The organism is Bacillus sp. I-2 (genome assembly GCF_001974945.1).
GTDB lineage: Bacteria > Bacillota > Bacilli > Bacillales > Bacillaceae > Bacillus > Bacillus safensis.
In genome coordinates this window covers 13,012-38,700 of sequence record NZ_LZRW01000045.1, presented here as the reverse complement: position 1 = coordinate 38,700, position 25,689 = coordinate 13,012, and the positions used below count along the sequence as shown (strand labels likewise).

At 41.2% G+C, this 25,689-nt stretch carries 27 protein-coding genes; 7 read left to right on the top strand and 20 right to left on the bottom strand.

Going from position 1 to position 25,689, the window contains the following annotated elements; all coding sequences use genetic code 11:
• Positions 1–158 precede the first annotated feature (158 nt).
• From BAE31_RS16540 to BAE31_RS16520, 4 genes are all read right to left on the bottom strand, one after another.
• Positions 159–2,294 (bottom strand): peptidoglycan D,D-transpeptidase FtsI family protein, encoded by a 2,136-nt coding sequence (locus tag BAE31_RS16540; protein ID WP_041106887.1) that lies wholly within the window; start codon positions 2,292–2,294, stop codon positions 159–161.
• Between the two features lie 122 nt (positions 2,295–2,416).
• Positions 2,417–3,703, bottom strand: coding sequence for an MFS transporter (locus tag BAE31_RS16535; protein ID WP_041106889.1), 1,287 nt, complete (start codon positions 3,701–3,703; stop codon positions 2,417–2,419).
• A 122-nt stretch (positions 3,704–3,825) separates the two neighbouring features.
• Complete coding sequence (gene sodA / locus BAE31_RS16530; protein WP_007501264.1) at positions 3,826–4,434, bottom strand: superoxide dismutase SodA; 609 nt, start codon at positions 4,432–4,434, stop codon at positions 3,826–3,828.
• 181 nt (positions 4,435–4,615) lie between these two features.
• Positions 4,616–5,101 carry a DUF456 domain-containing protein gene (locus tag BAE31_RS16520; protein ID WP_024427974.1) on the bottom strand — a complete coding sequence of 162 codons (486 nt, stop codon included), beginning with the start codon at positions 5,099–5,101 and terminating at the stop codon, positions 4,616–4,618.
• 145 nt (positions 5,102–5,246) lie between these two features.
• Here BAE31_RS16520 and BAE31_RS16515 point away from each other — a divergent pair, with 145 nt between their 5' ends.
• Positions 5,247–6,005, top strand: a complete 759-nt coding sequence (locus tag BAE31_RS16515; protein ID WP_025092961.1) for a DUF1189 domain-containing protein — start codon at positions 5,247–5,249, stop codon at positions 6,003–6,005.
• A gap of 56 nt (positions 6,006–6,061) precedes the next feature.
• Here BAE31_RS16515 and BAE31_RS16510 read toward each other — a convergent pair whose 3' ends face one another.
• Positions 6,062–6,607 carry a GNAT family N-acetyltransferase gene (locus BAE31_RS16510; protein WP_056767353.1) on the bottom strand — a complete coding sequence of 182 codons (546 nt, stop codon included), beginning with the start codon at positions 6,605–6,607 and terminating at the stop codon, positions 6,062–6,064.
• Between the two features lie 197 nt (positions 6,608–6,804).
• On the opposite strand from BAE31_RS16510, the gene BAE31_RS16505 reads away from it, so the two are divergent.
• Together BAE31_RS16505 and ispG are read left to right on the top strand one after the other, a co-directional pair.
• On the top strand, positions 6,805–7,107 hold the full coding sequence (locus BAE31_RS16505) for a hypothetical protein (RefSeq protein ID WP_056767356.1): 303 nt from the start codon (positions 6,805–6,807) through the stop codon (positions 7,105–7,107).
• Between the two features lie 105 nt (positions 7,108–7,212).
• Positions 7,213–8,328, top strand: a complete 1,116-nt coding sequence (gene ispG, locus BAE31_RS16500; RefSeq protein ID WP_024423001.1) for a flavodoxin-dependent (E)-4-hydroxy-3-methylbut-2-enyl-diphosphate synthase — start codon at positions 7,213–7,215, stop codon at positions 8,326–8,328.
• Between the two features lie 43 nt (positions 8,329–8,371).
• Here ispG and BAE31_RS16495 read toward each other — a convergent pair whose 3' ends face one another.
• The gene (locus BAE31_RS16495) at positions 8,372–8,734 is read right to left on the bottom strand and encodes a DUF308 domain-containing protein (RefSeq protein WP_025092959.1); all 363 of its coding nucleotides are present in this window, start codon (positions 8,732–8,734) and stop codon (positions 8,372–8,374) included.
• A 139-nt stretch (positions 8,735–8,873) separates the two neighbouring features.
• On the opposite strand from BAE31_RS16495, the gene BAE31_RS16490 reads away from it, so the two are divergent.
• A complete protein-coding gene (locus BAE31_RS16490; protein WP_056767359.1) occupies positions 8,874–9,452 on the top strand; it encodes a 5' nucleotidase, NT5C type in 579 nt (192 codons plus the stop codon).
• Positions 9,453–9,518: 66 nt separating this feature from the next.
• Here BAE31_RS16490 and BAE31_RS16485 read toward each other — a convergent pair whose 3' ends face one another.
• From BAE31_RS16485 to BAE31_RS16465, 5 genes are all read right to left on the bottom strand, one after another.
• The gene (locus tag BAE31_RS16485; RefSeq protein ID WP_056767362.1) at positions 9,519–10,436 is read right to left on the bottom strand and encodes an ROK family protein; all 918 of its coding nucleotides are present in this window, start codon (positions 10,434–10,436) and stop codon (positions 9,519–9,521) included.
• Between the two features lie 119 nt (positions 10,437–10,555).
• Positions 10,556–10,984, bottom strand: a complete 429-nt coding sequence (gene zur, locus BAE31_RS16480) for a zinc uptake transcriptional repressor Zur (RefSeq protein WP_003217433.1) — start codon at positions 10,982–10,984, stop codon at positions 10,556–10,558.
• Entirely contained in the window at positions 10,962–11,822 is an 861-nt protein-coding gene (locus tag BAE31_RS16475) for a metal ABC transporter permease (RefSeq protein ID WP_076840967.1), read from the bottom strand. The genes zur and BAE31_RS16475 overlap by 23 nt, the downstream gene beginning before the upstream one ends.
• Entirely contained in the window at positions 11,822–12,598 is a 777-nt protein-coding gene (locus BAE31_RS16470; RefSeq protein WP_076840966.1) for a metal ABC transporter ATP-binding protein, read from the bottom strand. The genes BAE31_RS16475 and BAE31_RS16470 overlap by 1 nt, the downstream gene beginning before the upstream one ends.
• Positions 12,599–12,733: 135 nt before the next feature.
• On the bottom strand, positions 12,734–13,615 hold the full coding sequence (locus BAE31_RS16465; RefSeq protein WP_024423007.1) for a YitT family protein: 882 nt from the start codon (positions 13,613–13,615) through the stop codon (positions 12,734–12,736).
• 140 nt (positions 13,616–13,755) lie between these two features.
• Between BAE31_RS16465 and BAE31_RS16460 the strand changes: the two genes are divergently transcribed.
• Positions 13,756–14,010, top strand: a complete 255-nt coding sequence (locus tag BAE31_RS16460; protein WP_024423008.1) for a DUF2624 domain-containing protein — start codon at positions 13,756–13,758, stop codon at positions 14,008–14,010.
• Between the two features lie 48 nt (positions 14,011–14,058).
• Here the strand turns inward: BAE31_RS16460 and BAE31_RS16455 are convergent, their stop codons facing one another.
• Both BAE31_RS16455 and BAE31_RS16450 read right to left on the bottom strand, forming a co-directional pair.
• Positions 14,059–14,952 (bottom strand): deoxyribonuclease IV, encoded by an 894-nt coding sequence (locus tag BAE31_RS16455; RefSeq protein ID WP_024427965.1) that lies wholly within the window; start codon positions 14,950–14,952, stop codon positions 14,059–14,061.
• Positions 14,953–14,961: 9 nt separating this feature from the next.
• On the bottom strand, positions 14,962–16,281 hold the full coding sequence (locus tag BAE31_RS16450; RefSeq protein WP_076840965.1) for a DEAD/DEAH box helicase: 1,320 nt from the start codon (positions 16,279–16,281) through the stop codon (positions 14,962–14,964).
• 155 nt (positions 16,282–16,436) lie between these two features.
• Here BAE31_RS16450 and vrrA point away from each other — a divergent pair, with 155 nt between their 5' ends.
• Complete coding sequence (vrrA, locus tag BAE31_RS16445; RefSeq protein WP_076840964.1) at positions 16,437–17,141, top strand: VrrA/YqfQ family protein; 705 nt, start codon at positions 16,437–16,439, stop codon at positions 17,139–17,141.
• A gap of 157 nt (positions 17,142–17,298) precedes the next feature.
• On the top strand, positions 17,299–18,243 hold the full coding sequence (locus BAE31_RS16440) for a 4-hydroxy-3-methylbut-2-enyl diphosphate reductase (protein ID WP_024423011.1): 945 nt from the start codon (positions 17,299–17,301) through the stop codon (positions 18,241–18,243).
• Positions 18,244–18,280: 37 nt separating this feature from the next.
• Here the strand turns inward: BAE31_RS16440 and BAE31_RS16435 are convergent, their stop codons facing one another.
• The 7 genes from BAE31_RS16435 to BAE31_RS16405 all read right to left on the bottom strand — a co-directional run bounded on the left by BAE31_RS16435 (position 18,281) and on the right by BAE31_RS16405 (position 25,667).
• Complete coding sequence (locus tag BAE31_RS16435; RefSeq protein WP_076840963.1) at positions 18,281–19,402, bottom strand: Nif3-like dinuclear metal center hexameric protein; 1,122 nt, start codon at positions 19,400–19,402, stop codon at positions 18,281–18,283.
• Positions 19,395–20,111 (bottom strand): tRNA (adenine(22)-N(1))-methyltransferase, encoded by a 717-nt coding sequence (locus BAE31_RS16430; RefSeq protein ID WP_076840962.1) that lies wholly within the window; start codon positions 20,109–20,111, stop codon positions 19,395–19,397. Before BAE31_RS16430 ends, BAE31_RS16435 begins: the two co-directional genes overlap by 8 nt.
• Before the next feature lie 120 nt (positions 20,112–20,231).
• On the bottom strand, positions 20,232–20,591 hold the full coding sequence (gene cccA / locus BAE31_RS16425) for a cytochrome c550 (protein ID WP_024423014.1): 360 nt from the start codon (positions 20,589–20,591) through the stop codon (positions 20,232–20,234).
• Positions 20,592–20,892: 301 nt separating this feature from the next.
• Complete coding sequence (gene rpoD, locus BAE31_RS16420) at positions 20,893–22,014, bottom strand: RNA polymerase sigma factor RpoD (protein WP_008342392.1); 1,122 nt, start codon at positions 22,012–22,014, stop codon at positions 20,893–20,895.
• A gap of 206 nt (positions 22,015–22,220) precedes the next feature.
• Positions 22,221–24,050: a DNA primase gene (gene dnaG, locus BAE31_RS16415; protein ID WP_076840961.1), complete on the bottom strand. Its 1,830-nt coding sequence runs from the start codon at positions 24,048–24,050 to the stop codon at positions 22,221–22,223.
• 33 nt (positions 24,051–24,083) lie between these two features.
• Entirely contained in the window at positions 24,084–24,584 is a 501-nt protein-coding gene (locus tag BAE31_RS16410) for a YaiI/YqxD family protein (RefSeq protein ID WP_076840960.1), read from the bottom strand.
• Positions 24,585–24,845: 261 nt separating this feature from the next.
• Positions 24,846–25,667, bottom strand: coding sequence for a pyruvate, water dikinase regulatory protein (locus BAE31_RS16405; protein ID WP_008342399.1), 822 nt, complete (start codon positions 25,665–25,667; stop codon positions 24,846–24,848).
• Positions 25,668–25,689 lie beyond the last annotated feature (22 nt).

Here is a 25,689-nt window from a genome sequence, read left to right as displayed (position 1 = left end):
TTAATTTCGTTTAAATGGAATGTTAAGGTTTTGTAAATGTCGAAGTTTTGTAGAGAAATTGCGGCGTTTTTTATGAATTTTGTCAATTTATATCGGAATTTTTGAAGAAAACGTAAAAAAACGCCCACAAAAAGTGAGCGTTTTTACCTATGAAAGGTCTAGTTATTTGTTTCTGCTTCATTTTCAATTTTGTTTTTGTTTTTCGCCTGTGTATCATTGCTTTCCTGTTTTGATTTCAGTTCAAAGTACTTATCTAATACTTGTTCACCAATATCATTTGTAATTGGATAGCGCTGGTTGTAGTCTTGATACACCCATGGCACGACAACGGAAATAGCCACTTCTGGATTATCAGCTGGCGCATACGCAACAAGAGTTGTGTTATACGTCGATGTACCGCGCTTGCTTTTAATTGGACCGTCATAGAATGATTGAGCGGTTCCTGTTTTGCCAGCTGGATTATACTTTTTGTTGCCAAAGTTTGAATAGGCTGTCCCTCTTGGGTTCTGCATGACAAGCTTGAAGCCTTGCTGAACGCGTTTGATCTCATCACTTGTCATGTCTAGCTTATTCAATACATCCGGTTTGACGGATTCCGTCACAGCTCCAATGCCTCGCTGCGGGTCTGACTCTCTCACTTCTTTGACAAGCTGAGGACGTAAACGATACCCGCCATTTGCAATGGTTGAAACGTATTGCGCCATTTGCAGCGGTGTAAACGTATCATACTGTCCAATCGCATAGTCAAGTAAGAGCCCCGATTGTGTAGACGTTCCTCTGTAGCCCGTTGCTTCGTTTGGCAGGTCAATACCGGTTTTGACGCCAAGGCCAAATTTACTGAAATTGTAGCGGAACGTATCAAATGCTTTCGGATCAATTGGGAGCGGCTGCTTTTTACGATATTCGCTTTTCCCAATGGCGATCGCTGTTTTGAACATATATACGTTTGATGAACGCTCTAGTGCTGTTAAATCATTAATAAGTCCCATATTTTGATAGGATTTCTTCGGCGGTGAATTGGCGATATAGAGAGGTTCATCGTATTGGGTACTTCCAATATGAATAGCGCCTGTTTTATATCCAGTCAGTACCGTTGCCCCTTTTACGGCTGATCCCATCGCATATGAGGATGTCATCGTTCCTAATGCGTAGTCATCGAATTTGTATTTTCCGTTTTTGTTTGAAATCTGCTTACCCGCAACAGAGAGAACCTCTCCATTTCTCGGATCCATCATGACAACAAATGCGCGGTCAAGAAGCTCAGTTCCCCCTCTTTGTTTCGCACTTTTCAAGTTCTTTTCAATAATTTTTTCAACCGCTTTTTGCAGCTGAATATCAATGGTAAGCACAAGGTCTTTCCCGCTCTTACCTTCTGTTAAGACTTTAGAGCTTGTGACATTGCCCTGTTTATCAGTTGTACTCTGTTCTTTTTCCTTTTGGCCCTGCAGGACATCTTCATATTGATATTCGAGATAGCTTTTTCCTACACGGTCATTTCGGCTGTAGCCGAGTGATAGATAATGCTCAAGAAGTGACTGCGGAAGACCTTCATCACTCGAAGACACACTGCCGAGCATACTGCGGAGCAGTCCTTTATACGGATAGCTGCGTGACCAGTCTGTCGTCACATCAACACCTGGCAGCTCGTCCAAATGCTCAGAGACGTAAGCAATTTCGCTTGGCTTTACATCTTCATTTTTAATAAATTGAGGCGTAAGTGCATAGCCTCCATCCATCTGCCTTTTAATGGCAAGCACTTGTAAATCTTTTTTCGTCAGTTGATTTAATTCCTTGTCTGTGATGCGTTTTAGCTGAAGCTCATATAGTTTATCATCAGAGACCTTATCGTCACCCTTTAATTCTGATTCCTTTTGAACAAGCTTTTTCGCTTCATTCGGATGCGTTAAGATCCAGAAATCTTTTTTGTCACGATCTGTGATTTTTTTCGTACTCACATGAATCATATCCGCTAATTTCGATGCCACTTTGAGCCGCTCTTCTTGTGAAGTCGTCGAGGTTCTCGTATATGTAATGGCATTCAGCGCTTTATTGCTGACAATCGTATTGTAGTTTCGATCATAAATTTTTCCGCGCGGAGCAGATGAGCTGACATTCACATCCTCTTGTTTTTCTGCCTGCTTTTTATAATCTTCTCCATTGACAATTTGCACAAATCCGAGCCTAACGACAACGCCGGTAAAAATAATAAAGGCAGCTAAAAATAATAAATTCAGCCGGATCGGAAGTGTTTTGCGCCCTTCCTTCGCGTCTTTTTTGTTTTTCTTGTTTCTCATCACATCACCTTTTCTATCAAGAAAGAAATGGCACCCCTTTTTGTGTATAAAAGGTGCCATCATCATTTTAGCGGTTTTTCTATCATTTATCTAGAAATTTGATGTTCCATAGGTAAGAAATTTTACCTTTCTCCCTTAATAAGGTTCGTTTGAGAAACTGGCTTTTGACCGTCAGCCTCTTTCATATCAGCTGTTTTTTCTTTCAAATGAATATCTTTTACAAAGTAATAAATAAGAGTGTGTCCCGCTCCGAGCACAACAAGTGATGCAGGGATTCCGAGCTCATCACCTAGTAAGGTGACAGACAGCAGGAACAAAACAATCGAACAAATACGGCCGGCATTTAAAAATAGCTCTCTGACCACAATATATTCAATTCGGGCCTTTCTGGCGTACCTTGCATGGCCAATGACATCATATGTTAAGGATACATAAGGAACAAGCAGGAGCGGATATCCTATTGCAATGGCTACCGCATACATCAGAAGTGATACATAGGACAAGTGGAAAACGATTAAAAACAAGGCGCCGTATAAAATCAGCCCGCCAAGCATGATGGCCTTCTTCCGCCACTTTTTCTTAATCAAACGTGTAGCGAAGAAATAAGCAAAAAAGGCAACACCTGAATTCACTAAACCAAACGTCCCGAGAGCAAGCTCACTGTTTGTTGCAATAAACACAAAGACACTGATTAAGAAGACAAAGACCCCTTCACGAAGCCCTTGAAAAAAGTGAGCTGTTGTAATCCTACGCCAATTCTCGTCTGCATGACGTTCTTTCCAAATTTGTTTGATCATAAATTTGCCTTTAGACTGCCTTCTTTTGAGGAAAAAGCTCATCACAACCGCTAGTGAAAACAAAAAAAGCGATAATGTGAAAATGACTGTGTAGCCTGTATCATCCTTTAACTGAGAAATGACAATCCCCGCAATGAGAGGACCGATCATGCCGGCAGTTGAGGAAAGCACACCGAGAAATCCATTAAAGAAGTCTCTTGTTTCAGGCTCGGTGATCTCAAAGGTGAGTACGTTAAAAGCAAGCCAGTAAAAACCATAGCCGATCCCAAGGACACTTCCCAACAAAACAAGCCGTGCGGCCGCTTGTTCTCCTGCCATTAAGACAATTAAATAAAAAGCGGCTAAAAAGATGACACCGAAACGAAGGACAAACGCCCGGTCTATTTTTTTTGCGAGCCGGCCAGCGAATAAAAACGTAATGGGCTGAAGCACCACAATGGCCAAGTTATAAATCGCAAGATCCGTGAATTTCCCAGACTGTTTCCATAAGTACACATTTACAAACGTATTCGAAAGCGCAATGGCAAGTGCGTATAACCCGCCAATCGTGAGGAGGAGCAATAAATCTTTTGTAACATCCATGTCCCCGAACATTTTCTTTAATCTGCTCATACCATTCATTCTCCTTTTCTACACAATAGTCTGTCTCATCAAAAGGCAGATATGTAAAAAAAGGAGGGAAAATATAAAAAGACCTGCTTCTCTAAAGAGCAGGTCTTTTCAAATCAAATGATTTATTTAGCTTCGCTGTAAAGGCGAGCTACTTCATCCCAGTTCACAACATTCCAGAATGCTGAAATGTAATCAGGACGACGGTTTTGGTAGTTTAGGTAGTAAGCATGCTCCCAAACGTCTAGTCCTAGAATTGGCGTTTTTCCTTCAGTTAAAGGAGAATCTTGGTTTGGCGTGCTTGTGATTTCAAGTTTTCCGTTGTTCACAACAAGCCATGCCCAACCAGAACCAAAGCGTCCTGCAGCTGCTGCAGCGAAATCAGATTTGAATTTTTCAAATCCGCCTAATTCTTTTTCGATTGCATCTGCAAGTTCACCAGTTGGTGCGCCGCCACCGTTTGGTGAAAGAAGCGTCCAGAATAATGAGTGGTTCGCATGTCCTCCGCCATTGTTACGTACAGCTGTACGAATGTTTTCAGGCACTGAGTTTAAGTTAGCCACTAGCTCTTCAATTGATTGATCTTCAAGAGCTGATACACCTTCGATTGCTTTGTTTAAGTTTGTTACATATGTGTTGTGGTGTTTTGTGTGGTGAATCGTCATTGTTTCCTTGTCGATATGTGGTTCTAATGCATCGTAAGCATATGGTAATTCTGGAAGTTTAAAAGCCATGGTTAAATTCCTCCTTAAAATGTATGTACTGAAATGCTTCCTCTGTAAGTCAGCAATTCACCCTACTCAAAGAGTATCAAAAGAAACAGCTTGTTTCAACGTTATTGCTCATGTTCTGAAACATTTCAGTGTTTATTTTGTATTTAGCCCTTTTGAAAAAGTTTTAAACACCCTTTTTCACTTAGCGAAGGACATAAAATAAAAAGATCCCCAGCATCAGCGCTTGAATCAATCCTTTTGCAAAAACACCTGATACAAAACCAATTAATGAGCCTAATCCGACTTTCACACTCGTTTTCAGATCTTTTTGATGAACAAGTAGCTCTGCAATGACACTCCCAAGAAATGGACCAATAATAATTCCTGCAATGGGTATCACAAAAGGACCAGCTAATAACCCAATGGTGCTTCCCCAAATAGCTGCCTTGCTGCCGCCAAAGCGCTTTACCCCAATAAGGTTTGAGACATAATCTGCCGCAAATAAGACGGCAGTAAACATGGCTTGAATGAGCCAGAACGTCAGGGTAAGCGGCTCGAAGCTAAAGAAGAAGCCATATAGAATAAATCCGAGAACCATAAAGACCACACTCGGGATAATTGGATAAACCAGTCCAACAAACGCAATGATAAATGCACAGCCAATCAGTATCCAATACAGAATGTCCAAGACCCTGCCGCCTCCTTTTTATATGCTGTATACATTATGCCTCATTCCCTCTATCTTAACCAGTAATGAAGGCCATACTTGTACTTGATGGATAGACATTGATACAATATGAGAAATAGAAAAGAATGTAGGAAGTGAATAGGTATTGAACGTATTTAATCTATTGTTAAAAGGAATTTATTCACCAAAAGATATTGCGAAAGCCCGTTTTACAGGGATCGGTAAAGCCATTTTATTCATTTTTATCCTCTCAATTATCGCAGCAGTTCCTCAGGGGTATCATATGAGCCAAGAGATCTCGAATGCGATGTCAGGATTTCAGCATGTGATCAAAAAAGATTTACCCGACTTTTCAATCGAAAAAGGAAAGCTTCAAGCGGATCAAAGTGAACCAATAGAAAAAGAAGAAAACGGCATCACGATCATCTTTGATCCTGCTGAAAAAATAAAAGCAAGTGAGCTTGAATCAAAGCAAACGGCTATCGCTTTGTTAAAGGAAAAAGCAGTGATTGCCATTGATGGACAAATGACAGATATTCCATACCAGCTCCTTGGTGGAACGCTGACAAAAGATGAACTCGCCCGCGTCACAAATCAGAACCAAGCGATTATCATCCCTGTCATCTGTGTACTGCTATATCTATCAACTGCGGCTCTCATGTTTATCAGCGCAACATTCCTTGCGATGCTTGGTACATTTATTAAACGAATGCAGCAAAAAGAGCTGTCCTTCCAAATGCTTTGGAAGCTCTCTGCTTATTCACTCACATTAACAACGGTCTTTTTCGCCATCATGAGTGCATTAAACACGCCTGTTGCAAACTCATTTTTATTAAATTGGGTCATTAACTTTATCTTTTTATATCTTGTTGTTAAAGAAATTCCTGCAAAAAAAAGCAAATGATCCATCCAACAATGAAAGCTCCCCCGGCTCGGAGGAGCTTTTTATGTATATTCATGCTAGGACTCATCTGGATGGATGATCGCAAACAAATAGTGATCCTCCCACACTCCATTAATCTTTACTTTTTTACGATTTAGTCCCTCATTTTCAAAACCTGTCTTTTCAAGTACACGAATGGAACCTTTATTACTTGGCTTTACTCCAGCCTCAATACGATGGAGATTCAACTCAAAAAAGGCATAGTCAATGATTAAACGAATGGCTTCTGTCATATATCCATTTCCGCCCTGCCTTTGATCGAGTACATACCCAAGCCAAGCACCTTCTATCGGACCTCTTACGACAGAACTTAATGAGATCGTCCCAATTAAAGCATCGGTTTCATTTAAGAAAATACCATGCATGTAAGATTCATCTTGTGCAATTCTTTGCCTACTCCGCTGAATTCGTTCAATTTGACGAGGTAACGTGAAGAAATCATCTTTGACCAAAGGTGTAAATTCCTGAAAATATGAGCGATTCTCAAGCTCTAATGTTAAAAGTGATTCTGCATCATTTTCTGTTAGTGTTCTTACATATATATGCTGACTAACTTTCTTCATTAAATCTCCCCCTTTCTTATTTTATCATAACCGTCATATGAGCTTGCTCTCCTATTTACACCAACGACCCAAGCAGTTTTATTACAAGACATACTAGAACGAACTAGAACCACCCTTTCCAGCTTTTCTCCTCTTTTTGGTTCTATCATTTCAGGACATGCATAGACTGAAGTAAACTCTTAAAAGCGGTGAGTAAAATGCGGCGAATTCTTTTTTTACTAATCAGTTTGTTTGTCCTCTTTATTATCTTTTTTGATTTGAAAAATGGAACTATCCCTGTTGAGGAAAACCCAGCTGTCCCAGCAAGTGCGTTTCAAACAGCTGAGAAAAAGGCTTATAAGAATGTCACTGTTAAACAAGGTGAAACAGTCCTCTCCATCGTACATACAAGCAAGCCACTTGATGATGTCATTAAGGATTTCGAGGAGCTGAATCAAGGTGTTAAAGCGAACGAAATCAGGGCAGGCAGCACGTATAAGTTTCCTGTCTATAAGAGATAAAACGTTAATTCCTTGTCATTCATACAAAGAGACTGTTACAATATGAACTGTAAAACACGACGTACACGGCAAAGAATTGCTTGTACACTAAGGAGCGATTGACAAGTGAGTGAAGTCACACATCGTACTAAAACGCGTCCCGTCAAAGTGGGACCTTTAACTATAGGTGGAAATAATGAGGTTGTCATTCAAAGTATGGCAACAACCAAAACACATGATGTCGAAGCGACAGTCGCTGAAATTAAACGTTTAGAAGAGGCAGGCTGTCAAATCGTGCGTGTCGCATGTCCAGATGAGCGTGCAGCAAATGCAATTGCGGACATTAAAAAACAAATTAACATCCCGCTTGTTGTGGATATTCATTTTGACTACAAGCTTGCACTGAAAGCGATTGAAGCAGGCGCAGACAAAATCCGAATCAATCCAGGAAACATCGGAAGAAGAGAAAAAGTCGAAGCTGTTGTCAAAGCAGCAAAAGAAAAAGGCATTCCAATCCGTATTGGCGTAAACGCTGGTTCATTAGAGAAAAAAATTCTCGATAAATACGGCTATCCAACAGCAGATGGTATGGTCGAAAGTGCACTGCATCACATTAAAATTCTAGAAGACCTAGACTTTCATGACATCATCGTCAGTATGAAAGCATCTGATGTAAACCTTGCAATTGAAGCATACGAAAAAGCGGCTAAAGCCTTTGATTATCCTCTTCACCTTGGGATTACAGAATCAGGTACGTTATTTGCAGGTACAGTCAAAAGTGCAGCTGGACTTGGCGCTATTTTGAATATGGGGATTGGGAACACCCTCCGTATTTCATTAAGTGCTGACCCAGTTGAGGAAGTAAAAGTAGCACGTGAATTGTTGAAATCATTTGGTCTTGCATCAAATGCAGCAACACTGATCTCCTGCCCAACTTGTGGACGAATTGAAATTGACCTCATCAGCATTGCAAATGAAGTCGAAGAATATATTTCTAAAATCAAAGCACCGATTAAAGTAGCAGTTCTCGGCTGCGCTGTTAACGGTCCAGGTGAAGCACGTGAAGCGGACATCGGAATCGCAGGCGCTAGAGGCGAAGGCTTATTGTTCCGTAAAGGTGAAATTGTTCGTAAAGTACCGGAAGAAACAATGGTCGAAGAACTGAAAAAAGAAATCGATAAAATCGCTGAAGAACATTATGCGAAAATGGAAGCTGAAAAAGAAAAACAAGCGAATGCCTAACAAAAAACGCCTGACGTCATAGTCAGGCGTTTTTCTGTTCTTATTAAAAGAACGGGGTGATAAATATGCCTAGGATGACGGAAACAATTCCGATCCCAATTGACCACGCGCCAAGCGCATGTGCTCCTTTTCTTCTTGCAATATAACCAACGACGATTGCCGCTACCCCTAATAGCACCGGCAAGACAAATAATGAGATAATCGCAATCGCGAGTGCTGTATAGCCTATCCCTTTACTGCCTGATTCGTCACCTGCTTGGTCACGTCCTCGTCTATCTTCTCGATCTCTTGAAGCTTGATATGGCTCTGCAATTTCAGCAGCTGTTTCCTCTAAATAGCCATCATCATTACTAAAGTGTGTGTCGATTTCACGATCATTTCTTCTGAAATCCTCGTCTCTTTCCATGATCAATTCCCCCTTTTGGTTAATAGAAAGGAGCTTTTTTAGTATGAGCAAAAATGTCTGTTTCATGATTGCTAAAACTTGCTGGAATTGTGAATTGATTATGTTACACTTTAAGAGTATAAAAATGAGGAGTGTGGGCATGTTACGTTTAGGAATTGATATTGATGGTACAGTGACGGCACAGGACACCTTTGTTCCCTACTTAAATGAGTCGTTCCAATGTGCCATGACACTAGATGATATGACAGAGTATGATTTGACGAAGCTTTTAAAAATTTCTCAAGAAGAATTTTGGGGCTGGATGGATCAGCACGAGCCTCTTATTTATAAACAGGCAAAGCCTGCTGAGGGTGCAAAAGAGATCCTCGACGAAATGAAGCAGCAGCACAGACTGATTTATATTACCGCAAGAAGGCAGCAGCATTCGGATATCACCTACAAGTGGTTTCAAGAACATGATGTGCACTATGATGCTATTGAGCTGGTTGGCGGTCATCATAAGCTGGAAGCCGTTCAAAAGCACAAAATTGATGTATTTTTTGAAGACCATCATGGCAATGCCACAATGATTGCAAAAGAGGCTGACATCCCGGTTATACTTTTTAACTCCCCTTATAACCAGATGCCAATTGACGACAGAATTATACGCGTAAACAACTGGCAGGAAGCATCTAAGTGGATCAAACAATATGAGCAGCATCTGCAAACTGCTTATTAATGTAACTGAGCGAGCACCGAAGCGGAACAAACACGAGGATTTGTCTACACGCTGAAGCCGATACATTTAATGTATCGGCTTTTTTGATGGAGCAAGCTGCCCTTCTTTCATGAGGAAATGGTAAAGTGCCCCCTTCATGCCTGCCTGATTTAAGTAGTAGCAAGTTTCCAGCTTCACCTGAATGTTCTTCCACGCATGCAGTGTATGTAAATGTTTTTCAATATTTTGTAATAAATTTGGTCTTGCACTTACGCCTCCGCCAATGAGGATTTTCTCCGGGTTAAGAACAGTCGCTACATTGTAAACGCCAATGGCTATTCGCTTGTACCATTGATCTACCAGCTTCTCAATGGCCGGATCATGCTTCGCCTTTTCAAAAATTTCTTGACCGTCTATTTGAGTACTTTGCGGTATTCCTTGCTTTTCTTTATAGCTCCGAATTAATCCAGCCGTTGAAGCGCTGCTGTTAAGAGTTGTAAACTGGCCATTTTCCGTCTCTGTCAGCATCATGCCGAATTCACCACCGCGGAAGGATGCACCGCGCACAAGCTGACCATTAGCAAAAATACCTCCGCCGACACCAGTGCCAATTGTCATACAAATAAAGCTGTCACAATCTTTCGCATGACCGCTGTATTTTTCTGCGAGAGCTGCACAGTTCGCATCATTTTCCACTTCTACACGAAGAGACGTTTTCTCTTCTAAAAGTGTTTTTACATTTTGACCATTTAAGGCGATGATGGCGCCTGCAAATTCTGTATAACCTGATTCACTGTCCACAAAGCCTGGTAGACTGATGGCGATACCGCTGACATTCGTCACCCTTTGATATTCCTTGACCACATCTGCCATGGCTTTTAAAAACGGTTCAAGCTGCCGGCAGTTCGTCTGATAGTCACCGCTAGAGACCAGCTTTCCATCCTGATCCATTAATCCATGTTTCGTTCTCGTCCCGCCTACATCAAACACGACGTAATAGGCCACTTTTACCCCTCCCTTTACTTCAAAATGTAGTACCTTGATCTCATTTTAATGAAACAGCCTCCCTTTGTAAAACGTTTTCAAAAGAGAAAACAAAAAAGCCAGCTCCATGGCTGGCTTTTTTATGAGTGAACTTCCTTCGGTTCGCAGGAAGGACACGTTCCATATATTTCAAATTTATGTCCGCTAATATGATAATCCTCTAAATCGGCGTCGAGCTTGTCCATAGGGCAGGCATCGATCTCTTTTGTTTTCCCGCATGTAAGACAAATAAAGTGATGGTGATGATGGGAAAATGAACATTTAAAACGGAATAGTTTCTCCCCTGACAATTCCGTTGTTTCTAATATACCAAGGTCTTCATATAGTGACAAGTTTCGATAAATCGTATCAAAGCTGAGACCCGGGTAGTCTTCACTTAGTGCCGTCAGCACATTTTTAGCGGTCAAGTATTTATCAGAATCAGAAAACAATTGAAGCATGTCTTCACGTTTGCTTGTATATTTGTAACCTTTTTCCTTTAATAAATCAAGCGCTTCTTGTACGTTCATGTTGATTCCCCCTTCTGAATTTCCCAATACTAATACACCCGATTAAAATCAAGATCGACAGCATCACAATGGTTCCGCCTGGCGCTAAATCAAGATAATAGCTTAAAATCAATCCGGCCAATACAGACAATTCACCAAATAAGATCGAAAGGAAAATCGCCTGTTTGAATCCTTTGGCAATGCGGATACTTGCCGCAACAGGAAGCGTCATGAGCGCCGACACAAGCAGTGTACCGACGATACGCATCGATGCCGCAATGACAAGTGCAACGACTAAGATAAAAATAAAATGAATCCATTTTGCTGAAATACCAGAAGCCTTTGCATGCTCTTCATCAAAAGAAAGCAGAAACAATTCTTTATATAAAAGCACAACAACTAACACAACAACGAGTGAGATTCCTACAATAATCCAAAGATCAAGTCTTGAAACCGCACTAACACTTCCGAATAAATAACTAAACAAATCTGTATTAAAACCATTCGATAGTGAAATGAAAATGACGGAGATCCCAATACCCCCTGATAAAATAATGGGAATGGCAAGCTCCTGATAATGTTTATACACGGAGCGCAGGCGTTCAATAAACAATGAACCTGCAACAGAAAAAGCCATCCCTAAGTAGAGCGGGCTTACCCCTGTCAAAAGGCCAAACTTTTTATCAAGAAATAGACTTGCGGCAATACCGGCAAGTGATACGTGACTGAGGGCATCTGCAATAAGCGAGAGCCTTCTTACGACAATAAATACACCAAGTAAGGGCGCAATAAAACCAATCAGTATACCTGCGATAAACGCATTTTGTAAAAATTCATAATGAAAAAATGGAAATAGCATTATTCATGTCCCCCATGATGGTGATGGTCGTGATGAATCACTTGAATGTCATGCCCGTAAAATTGGGATAGCGCCTGATCATCCATTGAATCAAACGCTTCTGCATCCCCGTGGAAATGCAGTGTCTGATTTAAACAAGCCACATGGGTGACTTTATCAGAAACGGTGCCAACGTCGTGTGTGACGATAATTAAAGACATTCCTTTTTCTTTGTTCAATGTTTCGAGCAGCTGATAAAAGCCTTCTACTGTCCGCTGGTCGACCCCAACCGTAGGCTCATCCAAAATGAGCAGCTTCGGCTGACTGACAAGCGCACGGGCAATAAATGCACGCTGCTGCTGCCCGCCAGAAAGCTCACCGATGTTTTGATGCTTTAAATCCTGTATGCCAACTGAGCGAATGGCATCTTCCACTTGCCATTTATCCTGTTTGCTCATTCGTTTAAACAAACCAATTTTTGCGGTCAGTCCGCTTGCGACGACCTCATATACAGAAGCAGGGAAACCTGTATTAAAGCTATTCGCCTTTTGAGAAACAAATCCAATTTGATCCCAGTCTCTAAATTTTGAGACAGGCGTGCCAAATAGCTTTAATTCACCCTGCTGCGGTTTAATGAGCCCAAGCAGACATTTTAATAAGGTTGTTTTACCAGAACCATTCGGTCCAACAAGTGCTAGAAAGTTTCCTTCCTCTACTGTTAAATGAATGTGATCAATGACATTTCGCTGTCCATACGAGTACGAAATGTCCTTCATTTCAATAATTGGCTTTGCCATGAATCTTTCCACCTTTAATCAATATAAAAAGAATGATTACGATTTATACAACAAAAAGAAAATGGCTTCTGCCATTTTCTCTGTCCATACATGCATTTCATTATATAAAAGAAAGATAAAAAAGTAAAATAAAAGCTAATGAATGGCTGTTTTGAACTTACCGCCTTTTGTTTCATGCGTATCCATAATCGTGATAAATGCTTGGTCATCAATTTCAAATACAATGGATTTCAGCTTTGTAATTTCAAGCCTTGTGACAACAGCGTAGATAACATCTTTTTCTTCGTCTGTATAGCCGCCTTTTCCTCTCAGCTTTGTCGTTCCCCTGCCGAGTCGATGCAGAATCGCATCTGAAATTTCATCATAATAGTCTGATACGATAATCACAGCTTTTGTTTCATCAAGCCCTTGAATGACAGCATCAATTGTTTTCATTGCCAAATAATATGTCATGACAGAATACATAGCCTGCTCTGGTCCGAAAACAAAGCCCGCCCAAATAAAAATGAACACATTGACGATCATGACAAACTCACCGACGGAGAAAGGAATTTTTTTCGTCAGAAGAATTCCCAAGATCTCTGTTCCATCCATTGAACCTCCATTACGGATGACAAGTCCAACACCAAATCCAAGTAATAGCCCGCCAAATACAGTGGCTAAGATCGGCTGTGTTGTAAATGCCTCCACATGATGAAGTGAAGATTCAATGACGGCTAAGCTGACAATCCCAATCACAGTGGAAATGAGAAAGGTTTTCCCAATATGCTTGTATCCTGATATCATAAATGGAATATTTAAAATGACAACAATCGTCGCAAAATTAATAAACGGGTTATCTGTAAAGAGATAATCCAAAATAAGCGAAATGCCGATGATGCCCCCATCAATAATATTGTTTGGCACTAAAAATAATTCAATGCTGACTGCTGCACATGCAGCTCCTACTAGAATCAGAAAAATTCTCAAAATAAAATGAGGCACTGATTCCTTTTTGTGCTGTTTACTATTTGCCATACGTTCTCCCTTCTACACATGTTAAATTTTCAATGAACATTTTATCCACTTTACTATTTTATCATTTCACAGAATAAAATAAAATTTTTTGCACATTTTCCGTTTTCGCCCATACATTGTTACAGAGGGGAGGAATGGCATTGATTTTAATTCAAAAAATTGTCCTGCAGCGGCTCAATCAGATCACAGCAAATGATCTGTTAAGGTATGCGAAACAGTATGGCGTCAGTTTAACGTCTCATCAAGCTGCTGAGGTGGCCAAACTCATGAACGGGAAAAACATCAATATTTTTAATGACTCAGAGCGTAACCGGCTTCTTAAGCAAGTGGAAGCGATTACTTCTAAACAGACAGCACAGACTGTGAATGATTTGTTTAACCAGTTTACAAGTTAAGCAAAAAAGGGCCGCATTTAGCGGCACCTCAACATGTTGCATCCTTTTTTACTGACCCGTAATTTTATCTAGTAAGCCTTCATCAAATTGCTTTTCTTTCAGCATGGCAATTTCGAATTTGTAAGGTGGTTTTTTGTTCTTTTTATCTTCACCTACATAAGGCGTTTCTAGAATTTTCGGCACATCTTGAAGCTGCGGATGATGCACAATATAGCTCAGTGCATCGAAACCAATTTCACCAAAACCGATATTTTCATGTCGGTCTTTTCTTGCGCCTTGTACGTTTTTACTGTCATTAATATGAAGAACTTTGATTCGGTCAATACCAACAATTCGATCAAATTCTTCTAATACACCATCAAAGTCACTCACAATCGGGTAACCAGCATCGTGCGTGTGACACGTATCAAAGCAGACAGAAAGAGCTTCGTTATGTGTCACTCCGTCGATAATTTGGGCAAGCTCTTCAAAGCTTCTTCCGCACTCTGATCCTTTTCCCGCCATTGTTTCAAGTGCAATTTGAACCTCTTGACCTTTCACAATGACTTCGTTTAAACCTTCAATGATTTTTTGAATCCCTGCCTCTGCCCCTGCTCCTACATGCGCACCCGGGTGGAGAACAATTTGTCTTGCTCCCAGCGCTTCCGTACGCTCAATCTCAGAGCGAAGGAAGTCTACACCAAGCTCAAATGTCGCTGGATTCACTGTATTTCCAATATTGATAATATACGGAGCATGCACGACGATATCCGTCATGCCATGCTCTTTCATATGCGCTTGTCCAGCTTCAATATTGAGGTCTTCAATTTTTTTACGGCGCGTATTTTGCGGTGCACCTGTATAAATCATAAACGTATTCGAACCATAAGAGGCAGCTTCCTCACTCGCTGCAAGAAGCATATGTTTTCCGCTCATGGATACATGTGAACCAATCTTTAACAATGTTTCCCCCTACTTTCCACTACGCTTTGACTTTCTACGTTCCTGTCTTTTGATTTTATCCATCTCACGTGTCATTTTCTTTTTATATCCAGGTTTGACGGCTTTCGGTTTTCTCACAAGACGTTTTGCTTTTTCTTCAATTTCATTTGGTGCTTTTTTACGTCTTTGACGCTTCAGACGGTCATCTGCATCTCGCCATTCGCCATGAACAATGGTTTTGTTTTCAAACACAACGCCCATTTTCTCAATTTGAATGAGTGCATCCTCATCAGCCAGCTCATAAATGGTCATGGCAATTCCAGATGAACCAGCACGAGCTGTTCTTCCAACACGGTGCACATAAAAATCAAGATCAGATGGAAGTTCATAGTTAATCACGTGGCTGACGCCTTTAATGTCAATCCCGCGAGCTGCAAGATCAGATGCCACAATATAAGTGAACTCCAAATCTTCAATTTGTTTCATGACTTTTTTACGTTCGCGCGGCGTCAACCCGCCATGGAGCACACCGATTTTCATTCCTTTTTCTTGTAAGAATGCTGCGATTTCATCAACAGTTGTTTTTGTATTGGCAAAAATGATCCCTAAATATGGCTGTACATTCGTCACCATTTCATGGAGCAATTTTAATTTATCACGCTGTTTAGAAGGAACTAAAATGTGCTGAATGTTTTCAGCTGTAATCCGTTTTGGTTCAACATGCGCATACTTTGGATTGTCCATATATTTTTTCAGGAAAGGCTTTAGTTTTTCTGGAATGGTTGCAGAGAACACAAGCATTTGCAGCTGTTCTGGCATTTGTGCACCAATACGGTCCACATCTTCTAAAAATCCCATATCCAGCATTAAATCCGCTTCATCAATAACAAGAGAGGTCGCTTTATAAACATTCAGCGCCTGCTCATGAATGAGGTCAGCAATACGTCCAGGTGTACCGACCACCAAATGCGGCTGGTTTTTTAGCTTTTGAATTGATTTCTGCTTGTCCGTTCCGCCAATGTAAAGCTTTGCTTTGATCTCTTCTTCTGGAGAAGCATTCTTTAAAATCGTTTGAGCTTCTTTGAAAATTTGATTGGCTAATTCTCTTGTAGGTGCAGTAATCACTACTTGTACCTGTTCTTTGCTTGGATCAATTGAATGAATCAGCGGCAGTAAGTACGCATGAGTTTTTCCTGTTCCGGTTTGTGACTGGCCAATCACGCTTTCTCCTTTTAAAACAGCAGGGATGATTCTTTTTTGAATATCAGTTGGCTCATAAAAGCCTAGTTCATGAATAGCATCTATAATAAAAGGCTTTAATTCATATGTCGTAAATTTCGTTTCTTTCATGTTTTCACTCCTTAAGGCAATGCCTTTTTGCTCATCTCCTCATTATAGCTGATTTTCAGTAAAAAAACCATGTCCGCTTTTCCTACAGGAAACCAATTGGTGCTTCCTTGCATAACCTATGAAGAGAAAGAGAATGCAGTAAGGGAGGTACAAGTATGTTAGGGCAAAGGCCTATGGGCGATTTTCAGCCGCGCCGTCCCTCACGCCGGCACCTTGGAAATGGCGGACAGCCCGGAATGTTTCAAAGAAGGCAGCAGCCTCCTATCCAACAGCCTTTTCAAGGGCAGGGCAATCCATTTCAGCAAATGATGCCTCGCTCCCCGTCTGTACAGGGAGGCGGTTTACCCGGGATGGGCGGAATTCCAGGAGGTGAGAGCCGTGCACTAGGCGGCGGAGCAGGAATTAAAGGCATGCTCTCTAAATTTCTTCCTGGCACAGGAGGAGCTGGAGTCTCTGGAGGTGGTGCGGGATTACAAGGAATCCAGAGCTTCACAAATCCTGCGACCCTCTCAAGCATGTTAGGAAATGTTCAAAAAGTGCTCGGGATGGCGCAGCAATTTACGCCAATGATTCAGCAATACGGTCCTTTAGTGAGAAATTTGCCTGCGATGATTAAACTGTACAGCCAGCTTGGCAGTGCGGATGATGATGAAGAAAGTGCAAATGATGCTGATGCAGAATCAACGGAGACTAGCGCGGAAACAGAAGTGCACGAGGAAGAAGCACAAACTGACGAAATAGAAAAAAATAAAGAACCAGAAGACATCCTCGTCAAAAAAACAGCACCTCACACATCACCTGCTCCTGAAGCAAAACCGAAAAAAAGATCTGGCAGCTCTGTCCCAAAACTATATGTCTAGTGATCTTTTAACGGCGAAGTGTTCACTGCGTATAACAATCTTTGATATATACGCTTACTTTGGCTATAATGGAAGCAAGAGAATGATAAAAAGCCGTTTTTTACGGCTTTTTATATTGTTCTTCTCTAGCAGCACTTCCCTACAGGAGGACGAATAAATGAATGTAATTAAAATATCGCCGCGTGGCTATTGCTATGGCGTTGTGGATGCAATGGTCATTGCTAAAAATGCCGCACTTGATAAGAACTTGCCACGCCCAATTTATATATTAGGTATGATTGTGCACAACAAACATGTCACTGATGCCTTCGAAGAAGACGGTATTTACACACTGGACGGACCAAACCGCTTAGACATTTTAAAGCAGGTTGAAAGTGGAACAGTCATTTTCACAGCTCACGGCGTTTCTCCTGAGGTTCGTCAAATCGCAGAAGAAAAAGGCCTTGTCGCCATTGATGCGACCTGTCCCGATGTAACGAAAACTCACGAACTCATTTCAGAGAAAACAGCCGATGGCTATGACATTATTTATATTGGGAAAAAGGGTCATCCCGAGCCAGAAGGAGCTGTCGGAGTAGCCCCTGACAAGGTACATCTTGTCGAAACAGAAGCTGACATTGAGGCACTCGATTTAACATCAGAAAAACTGCTCATCACGAACCAAACGACGATGTCTCAATGGGATGTCCACGACCTGATGGAGCTGATTAAAGAGAAATACCCTCACGTCGAGTACCATCAAGAAATTTGCCTTGCGACACAGGTGCGTCAGGAAGCTGTATCGCAGCAAGCTGGCCAAGCCGATTTAACCATTGTTGTCGGCGATCCAAAAAGTAATAACTCTAACCGTCTCGCACAAGTGTCAATGGAGATTGCCGGAACGCAGGCTTACCGTATTGGCGACTTAAGTGAACTCAAGCTGGAATGGCTGCAGGGCGTCAAAACCGTTGCCGTTACTGCTGGTGCTTCAACACCAACACCTATTACAAAGGAAGTCATTCGTTTCTTAGAAAACTATGAACCAGATGATGAAACAACTTGGAAGATTGAACGAACCGTTCCTCTTTCTAAAATTTTACCTCGCGTCAAAACAAAGAAATAAGAAAACGTCAGAGCGGATATGCTCTGACGTTTTTTGTTTACATAAATTGAAATGGGTTTGTGTTTGATTCAGAAACAAAGAGCTGTACGTCATACTTTTTATCCGCACATAGCGATTGGAGCTTCGCCTTTACGCCCTCTTTCATAATCTTTTCAGCATAATGTCCTGGGTCCACAACGTTCAGCCCTAGCATCATGGCATCGTGCGCAACATGGAAATAAAGGTCTCCTGTCACATACACATCGGCACCCATTCTTTTCGCTTGATGGATATATTTATTTCCGTCTCCGCCAAGCACCGCCACTTTTTTCACAACAGCATCTTGGGCTCCTACAAAACGAGCACCATTCACATCCAGCTTCGTTTTCACAAATTGCGTGAAATCTCTCAGTGTCATTGGCTCATTTAGCTCTCCAATACGGCCAAGCCCTTTTTGAATAGGAGGAATATCTGTCGTGTGTACACTATAGGCGACTTCTTCATAAGGATGTGCTTTAATCATTTCGCGAATCACTTGTTTTTCTATACTTGCTGGGAAAATGGTTTCAATCCGCACTTCTTTCACAAATTCTAATTGACCCGACTCACCAATAAACGGCTCAGCTTCTTCTGATGGCAAAAAGCTGCCTGTCCCTTCATTTGAAAACGCACAATGGCTGTAGTTGCCGATATGGCCGGCGCCCGCATTTCCTAAAGCTGTCCGGATGGCCTCTTCAAATTCCTCTGGGACATACAGAGCAAGCTGTTTGATTGGATCTTCGTATGTCGGCACTAACACTCTTGTTTCTTCAAGCTCTAAGGCCTCAGCAAGCAAGTCATTGACTCCGCCATCAGCTACGTCTAAATTCGTATGTGCCACATATACTGCAATATCATGTTTGATGCATTTTTCAATGATACGTCCAGCCGGCTGATCCGTCACTACATGTTTTAATGGTCGAAAAATCGGCGGATGGTGAGCAATAATAAGATCCACTTTTCGCTCGATCGCCTCATCTACTACATTCTCTAATACATCCAAGGTGATCATCACATTGGTTACTTTTTTATTTAATGTCCCAATCTGAAGACCAATTTTATCCCCTTCCATGGCGTATGCCTTTGGTGAAAATTGTTCAAACAATTGGATGATTTCATGCCCGTTTACTGTTTTAGCCAACAGTCAAAACCTCCTTTAGCATCTTTATTTTCGCATTCAGCTCTTCAAGGCGTTCTTTATTTTCTTCTGTCCGCGCCGCCTGCTGAATTTGACTTTCTATCTTCTCCATATGCTGTAGCTCTTGCATCCACTTGCGCTGGAAAACGTCATTTTGCTCTTTCGCAAGAAACGGGCCAACTAGCATGCCTGCTTCAAGTGACATTCCTTCATAAGCTTTATCTTTATCACCTTTTTCTGCGATGATGATTTCGTATATTTTGCCGTCCTCTTCTAAAATGACTTCATCTATCAATTCATACCTCTCTTGATAAAGCCATAAACGAATATGGTGGGCATGGATATTCGGCTGAAGAATGAGCCGCTCATGGCCTGCGAGCTTATACCTTCCTTCATTTAGTATGCTTGCGATGAGTGCCCCGCCCATACCTGCAATCGTCACTGCATTCACTTCGCCTTTTTCAATGACTTCAAGGCCATTTCCTTTTCTGACCGATATCTGTTCATCTAATTCAAGTCTATGTACTTGCTGCTGCGCCGATTGAAGCGGTCCATCGGTAATTTCACCAGCAATGGCTTTCACTGCTTTTTGATGCAGAATCGCATAGCATGGCAAATAGGCATGGTCTGAGCCGATATCAGCGAAGACTGCCTCATCTGGTAAAAAGTCTGCGACTTTTTTTAATCTTTTGGATAAATTCATTTCATTCATACGTATCACTACTTTTCTTTAATGTTCATACTTGTCTATCTTATATAAATTATGGACTTTTTAAAAGTCGTTTTCAAATGAAAAAAGCTCTTCTTTTGAAAAAGAGCTTTTTGTATAAAATTATTTAATTTTAGACACCCATTCCGCCATTTCATCGAGCTTTTCATTTGGAATCAGCCCGCCTGGCATCCCGTTGCCGCCTTCTTGAATTTTCTTCTTGATGTCAGCTACTTCAAGCTTGTCTCCAACACCTTTTAATGCAGGACCTGCACCGCCTTCATAGTTTTCCCCGTGACAGCTTATGCAGTTCTGCTTATACAATTCTTCCGGCGTTGCATTTGCTGTCTCTTCTTGCTTTTGCTCTTTACCCCCTGAGGCAATTTTTTCTTCATCTTTCAGCCCCTTCATTGATAAGAAAAAAGTGAGTCCAATACCTAAAATGGCAATCAATAAAAATGGTATAAGTGGATTCCGTTTCATTTCTTTCATCCTCCCCTTTGTGAAAACCCCTTTGAGACTATGCAAACAATTCTAATTCTACTTTAATTTTACAAAAAGTAAACGAATTATGATACAAAACTTTGGTCAAGTTCACAGATTAGACAAAAATGATTCAAGATGAGAAATGAAGCCTTCAGCACATTTAGATGTATTTTTTATACATCTTTTCTCTAAGAACGTTGCAAATTCATTTGTTATTCAGTAAAATATAATCAGATTGAAAAAAGCGTTTTCATTTTTGATAAGAAAGAACGGATCTCTTTCAAGATCCGTCCGGTTTCTACTCTAAGAAGTCTTTTAATCGTTTACTTCTGCTTGGGTGTCTCAATTTACGAAGAGCTTTCGCTTCAATTTGTCTGATACGCTCTCTTGTTACGCCGAACACCTTACCAACCTCTTCTAACGTGCGAGTTCTTCCGTCGTCTAGTCCGAAACGTAGTCTTAGCACATTTTCTTCACGGTCCGTCAGCGTGTCTAATACATCTTCAAGCTGCTCTTTTAAGAGTTCGTACGCAGCGTGGTCAGATGGAGATGTCGCCTCTTGGTCTTCGATAAAATCACCAAGATGCGAGTCATCTTCTTCACCAATAGGTGTTTCTAAAGATACAGGCTCTTGCGCAATTTTAAGAATCTCTCTTACCTTTTCTGGAGTTAAATCCATGTCTTCAGCAATTTCCTCAGGCGTTGGTTCTCTGCCTAGGTCTTGCAGAAGCTGTCTTTGAACACGGATCAATTTATTAATCGTTTCCACCATATGAACCGGGATCCGGATTGTTCTCGCCTGATCGGCAATCGCACGTGTGATCGCCTGTCTAATCCACCAAGTCGCATATGTTGAGAATTTATATCCTTTGCGGTAATCAAACTTCTCAACCGCCTTCATCAGACCCATGTTTCCTTCTTGAATCAAGTCAAGGAACAGCATACCACGACCGACATAGCGTTTCGCAATGCTGACAACGAGACGAAGGTTCGCTTCCGCTAATCTTCTTTTTGATTCCTCATCGCCCTCTTCGATCTTTTGAGCATACGTAATTTCTTCTTTAGCAGATAACAAATTGACGCGTCCGATTTCTTTTAAGTACATACGAACAGGATCATTGATTTTGACACCTGGTGGTACGCTTAAATCATTCAGGTCAAATTCTTCTTCTGCTTTAGCCAGCTGCTGAACATTTGGGTCTTCTGTCTCTTCGTTTTCACTAATGAGCTCTACACCCTGTTCGCCTAAGTATTCATAGTATTCATCCATTTGGTCTGATTCAATTTCAAAGCTAGACATACGCTCTGCAATTTCTTCGTATGTTAAAACGCCCCGTTTTTTACCCGTTTCAGTGAGCTTATCTCTCACCTGTTCAAAGGTTAATTCAGTTTCGGTTTCGTGGGCTTGTTTATCAGCCATTATGGATCCCTCCTTCCAAAGCTTGCAACGAATTCTAAAGTAACTTGCGATTTACTTCCGCCCTGCTTTTCTCTCTCTATCAAACAGATGACGAAGCAAATAGGAAATAAAATAAATAATGATGAAGGCAAGATGCTTGCGGTCTTATGCTCCTCCCGTAAAGGATTCATTGCCAGCCGTAAGTCCTGTCATTAATAATAGACGTATTACTTCAGCGAACGGTTCAACTGAATAATTTCTTTTGCAAGTGTTGCCGCTTTGAAGAAATCTTTTTGCCTCTCCGCTTCTGCACGTTCTAGTTCTTTTTCCTTTATCATTGACAAATTCCGATGATTCAACACTTTTTTTACATAATCACTTAATTCAGCTTCACTTAGTTCGTCTCCGACTTGAATCATCAATATATCCGTCAACAGCTGATTCATGACATCATCTTCTATCCGGTTCATCAGGTGCTGCGGCGTTGGTTCTTTGCCTTCTTCATACAAGGCATAAATGTACGTTGCCAGCGCCCTGTGCGACTCTATATTAAATTCAATCCCGATTCTGTCAAGTACTTTGCGGATCACGTCATCGCTTTTTAACATATGAGCAAGCAGCATTCGCTCTGCATTTTCATATGCCGGCCGCAGACGCTTTCTTCTCACTTGTGTTGACAGATGTGCACGCCGTTTTTCAAGCCCGTTTTCTTCCTGCGTGCTTTTGGTTTCTTGCCGCTGCTGTTTTTCAAACAGCTCCAGTTGTTCTTTTAATGAATCAAGTGAGATCGAAAACTCCCCAGCAAGCTGTTTCATGTAAATCTCTTGCTCCAAAGAGCCGTTTAACCGGCTGATTTCTCGGAGAACCTGCTTCATGTAAGTAAGACGGTCTCCTTCGTCTGATAAGTTTTTTCCTCTTCGGAAAAAATTCATCTTAAACGTCATTAATGTCACACTTGCATCTATGATGTCATTCCTAAATTTCTCGCCGCCATATTTACGAATGTAATCATCTGGATCAAGTCCATCTGGTATCATGGCAACGCGAACTTTACATCCTCTTTTTCCAAGCAAATCTGATGCTTTCATGGTCGCTTCGTACCCGGCCGTATCAGAGTCATAGCAAAGGATGACCTCTTCTACGTTCCGCCTGAGAAGCTTTACGTGCTCTTCTGTAAGAGACGTACCCATTGTTGCAACACTTTCACCGACACCTGATGTAACAGCTGAGATGACGTCTGCAAATCCTTCAAAAAGAACCGCCCGTTCGCGTTTGCGAATATGCATACGTGCGTCATGAAAGTGATAAAGCAGCTTACTTTTATGAAAAAGCGGCGTTTCAGGACTATTCATATATTTAGGCTGCTGATCACCAAGCGATCTTCCGGAAAAAGCGATGACCGTTCCATGATGATCATGAATGGGAAACATGACACGATCTCTAAAGCGGTCAAAAAAGCCTGTGCCGTTTTCACGTTGAATCAAAAGACCAGCCTTCTCCATCATCACAGGATCAAATCCTCGTTTTTCTAAAAACTTGGTCACGAAATCCCAAGAATCAAGAGCATACCCGATCTCAAACTTGGCAATGGTTTCATCCGTAAAGCCTCTGGACCGTAAATAATCGAGTGCGTTTTGACCTTCCTTTGTATTTACCAGCAAATGGTGGTAAAATTTCTTAAGAAGCTCATGGGCCTCAATCATTTTATGATCTGCAGTGTCCTCTTGCTGAGAGGAACTCATCTGAGCATTCGCCACCTGCTCAGGCAGATCAATATGGTACTTATCAGCCACATGTGAAACGGCTTCAATAAATGAGTAGCCCTCCATTTGTCTGAGGAAAGAAAACACATTGCCTCCTGCACCACAGCCAAAACAATGGAAGATTTGCTTATCTGCTGAAACAGAGAATGAAGGAGTATTTTCACCATGGAATGGACAAAGACCGAAGTAATTTCGACCTTGCTTTCTAAGCTGTACGTATTCTCCAATCACTTCGACAATGTCTGCGTTTTTTTGGATCTGCTCCAAAAGTTCATCTGGTATACGTTTGCTCATCCTAATAACACTCCGTCGTACATTATTCGCCTTTTAATTTAAAAATCCTTCATGATTCGACAGGATTTTTTGTAGTTGCGCCATAAATCGCTTCTTATCCTCTTCTAAAAGCTTTTTGGGACCTTTTCCGTATACACCTTTTCTTCGCTGTTTGCTGGAAACATGCCTGCGTTCCAAATCAAAATCAATTGTTTCGTTTGTGTACATTCGTCCTCTCTCAGACAGAACAATGACCTGTCTCGGAAGCAGTAAGGAGGCAAGACCAATATCTTGGGTGACGACAATATCTTGTGCAGCAGCTGAGTTTGCAATGACTAAATCCGCTGCTTCCTTATGTGTATCTACAAACCGCCAATCTTCAAGTGGAGATCTTTTGGTTTGAAAATGCTCATATGAAGCAATGAACGTCACTGGTACTTGAAATTGAGATGCGACAGAAAGGATTTCGTCTTTTACAGGACAAGCATCTGCATCGACATAAATCGTCCTCTCTTTTTTACGTTCATTCAGGTGACTAATTCTCCATCCCTCCACCTTATTCCTGCTTTAGAGAAGCAAAAAGACCATACTTTTCCCCTATAAAGCAATCAACAGTAAAACTCATTTTGTCGAAAAGTTATGTTCAGAATCACTTGACTTCTGCCAATATTAGTTTATTCGTTCTTGACTTAACTTAAACCTAAAATCAATCATTTTATCACAATTTTTTATTATAATACAAATGCAGCAAATATGCCATTGTTTTTGTTTACCCGTTTCCCACCATAGGAAAAACCCAGGAGGAGCATCCTGAGTTTATTCGGAACCTCTTTTGGTCAGCATTTGATGAATGACATTTGCCGTTTCCTCAACTGCTTTATTCGATACATCAACGACTTGACAGTTAATGCGGTCAACCACTTTTTCAAAATACTCTAGTTCCTCTTTAATCCGCTCAATGTTCGCATAAATAGCGCGATCATTTAAACCAAGAGATTTTAAACGCTCTTTGCGAATATGATTTAGTTTGTCTGGACTAATTTTCAAACCGATACATTTCTTCGGATCAACTGAAAATAACTCTTCTGGCGGATCAACTTCAGGTACAATTGGAACGTTCGCTACCTTCAGCCGTTTATGTGCCAAATATTGAGATAATGGTGTCTTAGACGTGCGTGATACACCAATGAGTACAATATCAGCCTTTAGAATACCTCTAGGGTCTCTGCCGTCATCGTATTTCACAGCGAACTCGATCGCTTCTACCTTTTTAAAATAGTCCTCATCTAATTGACGTACACGACCCGGCTCATGTTTCGCTTCATTTCCATATGCCGTCTCCATTTTATCAATGAGTGGACCGATGATGTCATAATAAACGACACCATTTGCTTCTGCTTCCTCGATTAAGAATTGGCGCATTTCTGGCACTACAAGAGTAAAGCAGACGATCCCATTATCTGCTTTCGCCAGTGAAATGACTTCTTTAATCGTACCAACATCCTCTACATACGGGATTCTTCTAATATTTGAATGGTCTGATGAGCCGCCATCAAATTGGCTAAGTGCCGCTTTGACCACGAGCTCTGCCGTTTCTCCAACTGAATCTGATACCACAAAAATTACGCGATTACTCATAACATCCCCTCGCAGTCTTCTG

Excerpts from the sequence above, each read along its gene's own strand:
- BAE31_RS16405 (WP_008342399.1), bottom strand. The coding sequence starts at position 25,667 with ATGAGTAATCGCGTAATTTTTGTGGTATCAGATTCAGTTGGAGAAACG.
- rpoD (WP_008342392.1), bottom strand. The coding sequence starts at position 22,014 with ATGGCTGATAAACAAGCCCACGAAACCGAAACTGAATTAACCTTTGAA.
- sodA (WP_007501264.1), bottom strand. The coding sequence starts at position 4,434 with ATGGCTTTTAAACTTCCAGAATTACCATATGCTTACGATGCATTAGAA.
- BAE31_RS16470 (WP_076840966.1), bottom strand. The coding sequence starts at position 12,598 with ATGGCAAAGCCAATTATTGAAATGAAGGACATTTCGTACTCGTATGGA.
- BAE31_RS16505 (WP_056767356.1), top strand. The coding sequence starts at position 6,805 with ATGCGGCGAATTCTTTTTTTACTAATCAGTTTGTTTGTCCTCTTTATT.
- BAE31_RS16465 (WP_024423007.1), bottom strand. The coding sequence starts at position 13,615 with ATGGCAAATAGTAAACAGCACAAAAAGGAATCAGTGCCTCATTTTATT.
- vrrA (WP_076840964.1), top strand. The coding sequence starts at position 16,437 with ATGTTAGGGCAAAGGCCTATGGGCGATTTTCAGCCGCGCCGTCCCTCA.
- dnaG (WP_076840961.1), bottom strand. The coding sequence starts at position 24,050 with ATGAGCAAACGTATACCAGATGAACTTTTGGAGCAGATCCAAAAAAAC.
- BAE31_RS16540 (WP_041106887.1), bottom strand. The coding sequence starts at position 2,294 with ATGAGAAACAAGAAAAACAAAAAAGACGCGAAGGAAGGGCGCAAAACA.
- BAE31_RS16440 (WP_024423011.1), top strand. The coding sequence starts at position 17,299 with ATGAATGTAATTAAAATATCGCCGCGTGGCTATTGCTATGGCGTTGTG.
- cccA (WP_024423014.1), bottom strand. The coding sequence starts at position 20,591 with ATGAAACGGAATCCACTTATACCATTTTTATTGATTGCCATTTTAGGT.
- BAE31_RS16510 (WP_056767353.1), bottom strand. The coding sequence starts at position 6,607 with ATGAAGAAAGTTAGTCAGCATATATATGTAAGAACACTAACAGAAAAT.
- BAE31_RS16430 (WP_076840962.1), bottom strand. The coding sequence starts at position 20,111 with ATGAATGAAATGAATTTATCCAAAAGATTAAAAAAAGTCGCAGACTTT.
- BAE31_RS16475 (WP_076840967.1), bottom strand. The coding sequence starts at position 11,822 with ATGCTATTTCCATTTTTTCATTATGAATTTTTACAAAATGCGTTTATC.
- BAE31_RS16490 (WP_056767359.1), top strand. The coding sequence starts at position 8,874 with ATGTTACGTTTAGGAATTGATATTGATGGTACAGTGACGGCACAGGAC.
- zur (WP_003217433.1), bottom strand. The coding sequence starts at position 10,984 with ATGAACGTACAAGAAGCGCTTGATTTATTAAAGGAAAAAGGTTACAAA.
- BAE31_RS16450 (WP_076840965.1), bottom strand. The coding sequence starts at position 16,281 with ATGAAAGAAACGAAATTTACGACATATGAATTAAAGCCTTTTATTATA.
- BAE31_RS16495 (WP_025092959.1), bottom strand. The coding sequence starts at position 8,734 with ATGGAAAGAGACGAGGATTTCAGAAGAAATGATCGTGAAATCGACACA.
- BAE31_RS16535 (WP_041106889.1), bottom strand. The coding sequence starts at position 3,703 with ATGAGCAGATTAAAGAAAATGTTCGGGGACATGGATGTTACAAAAGAT.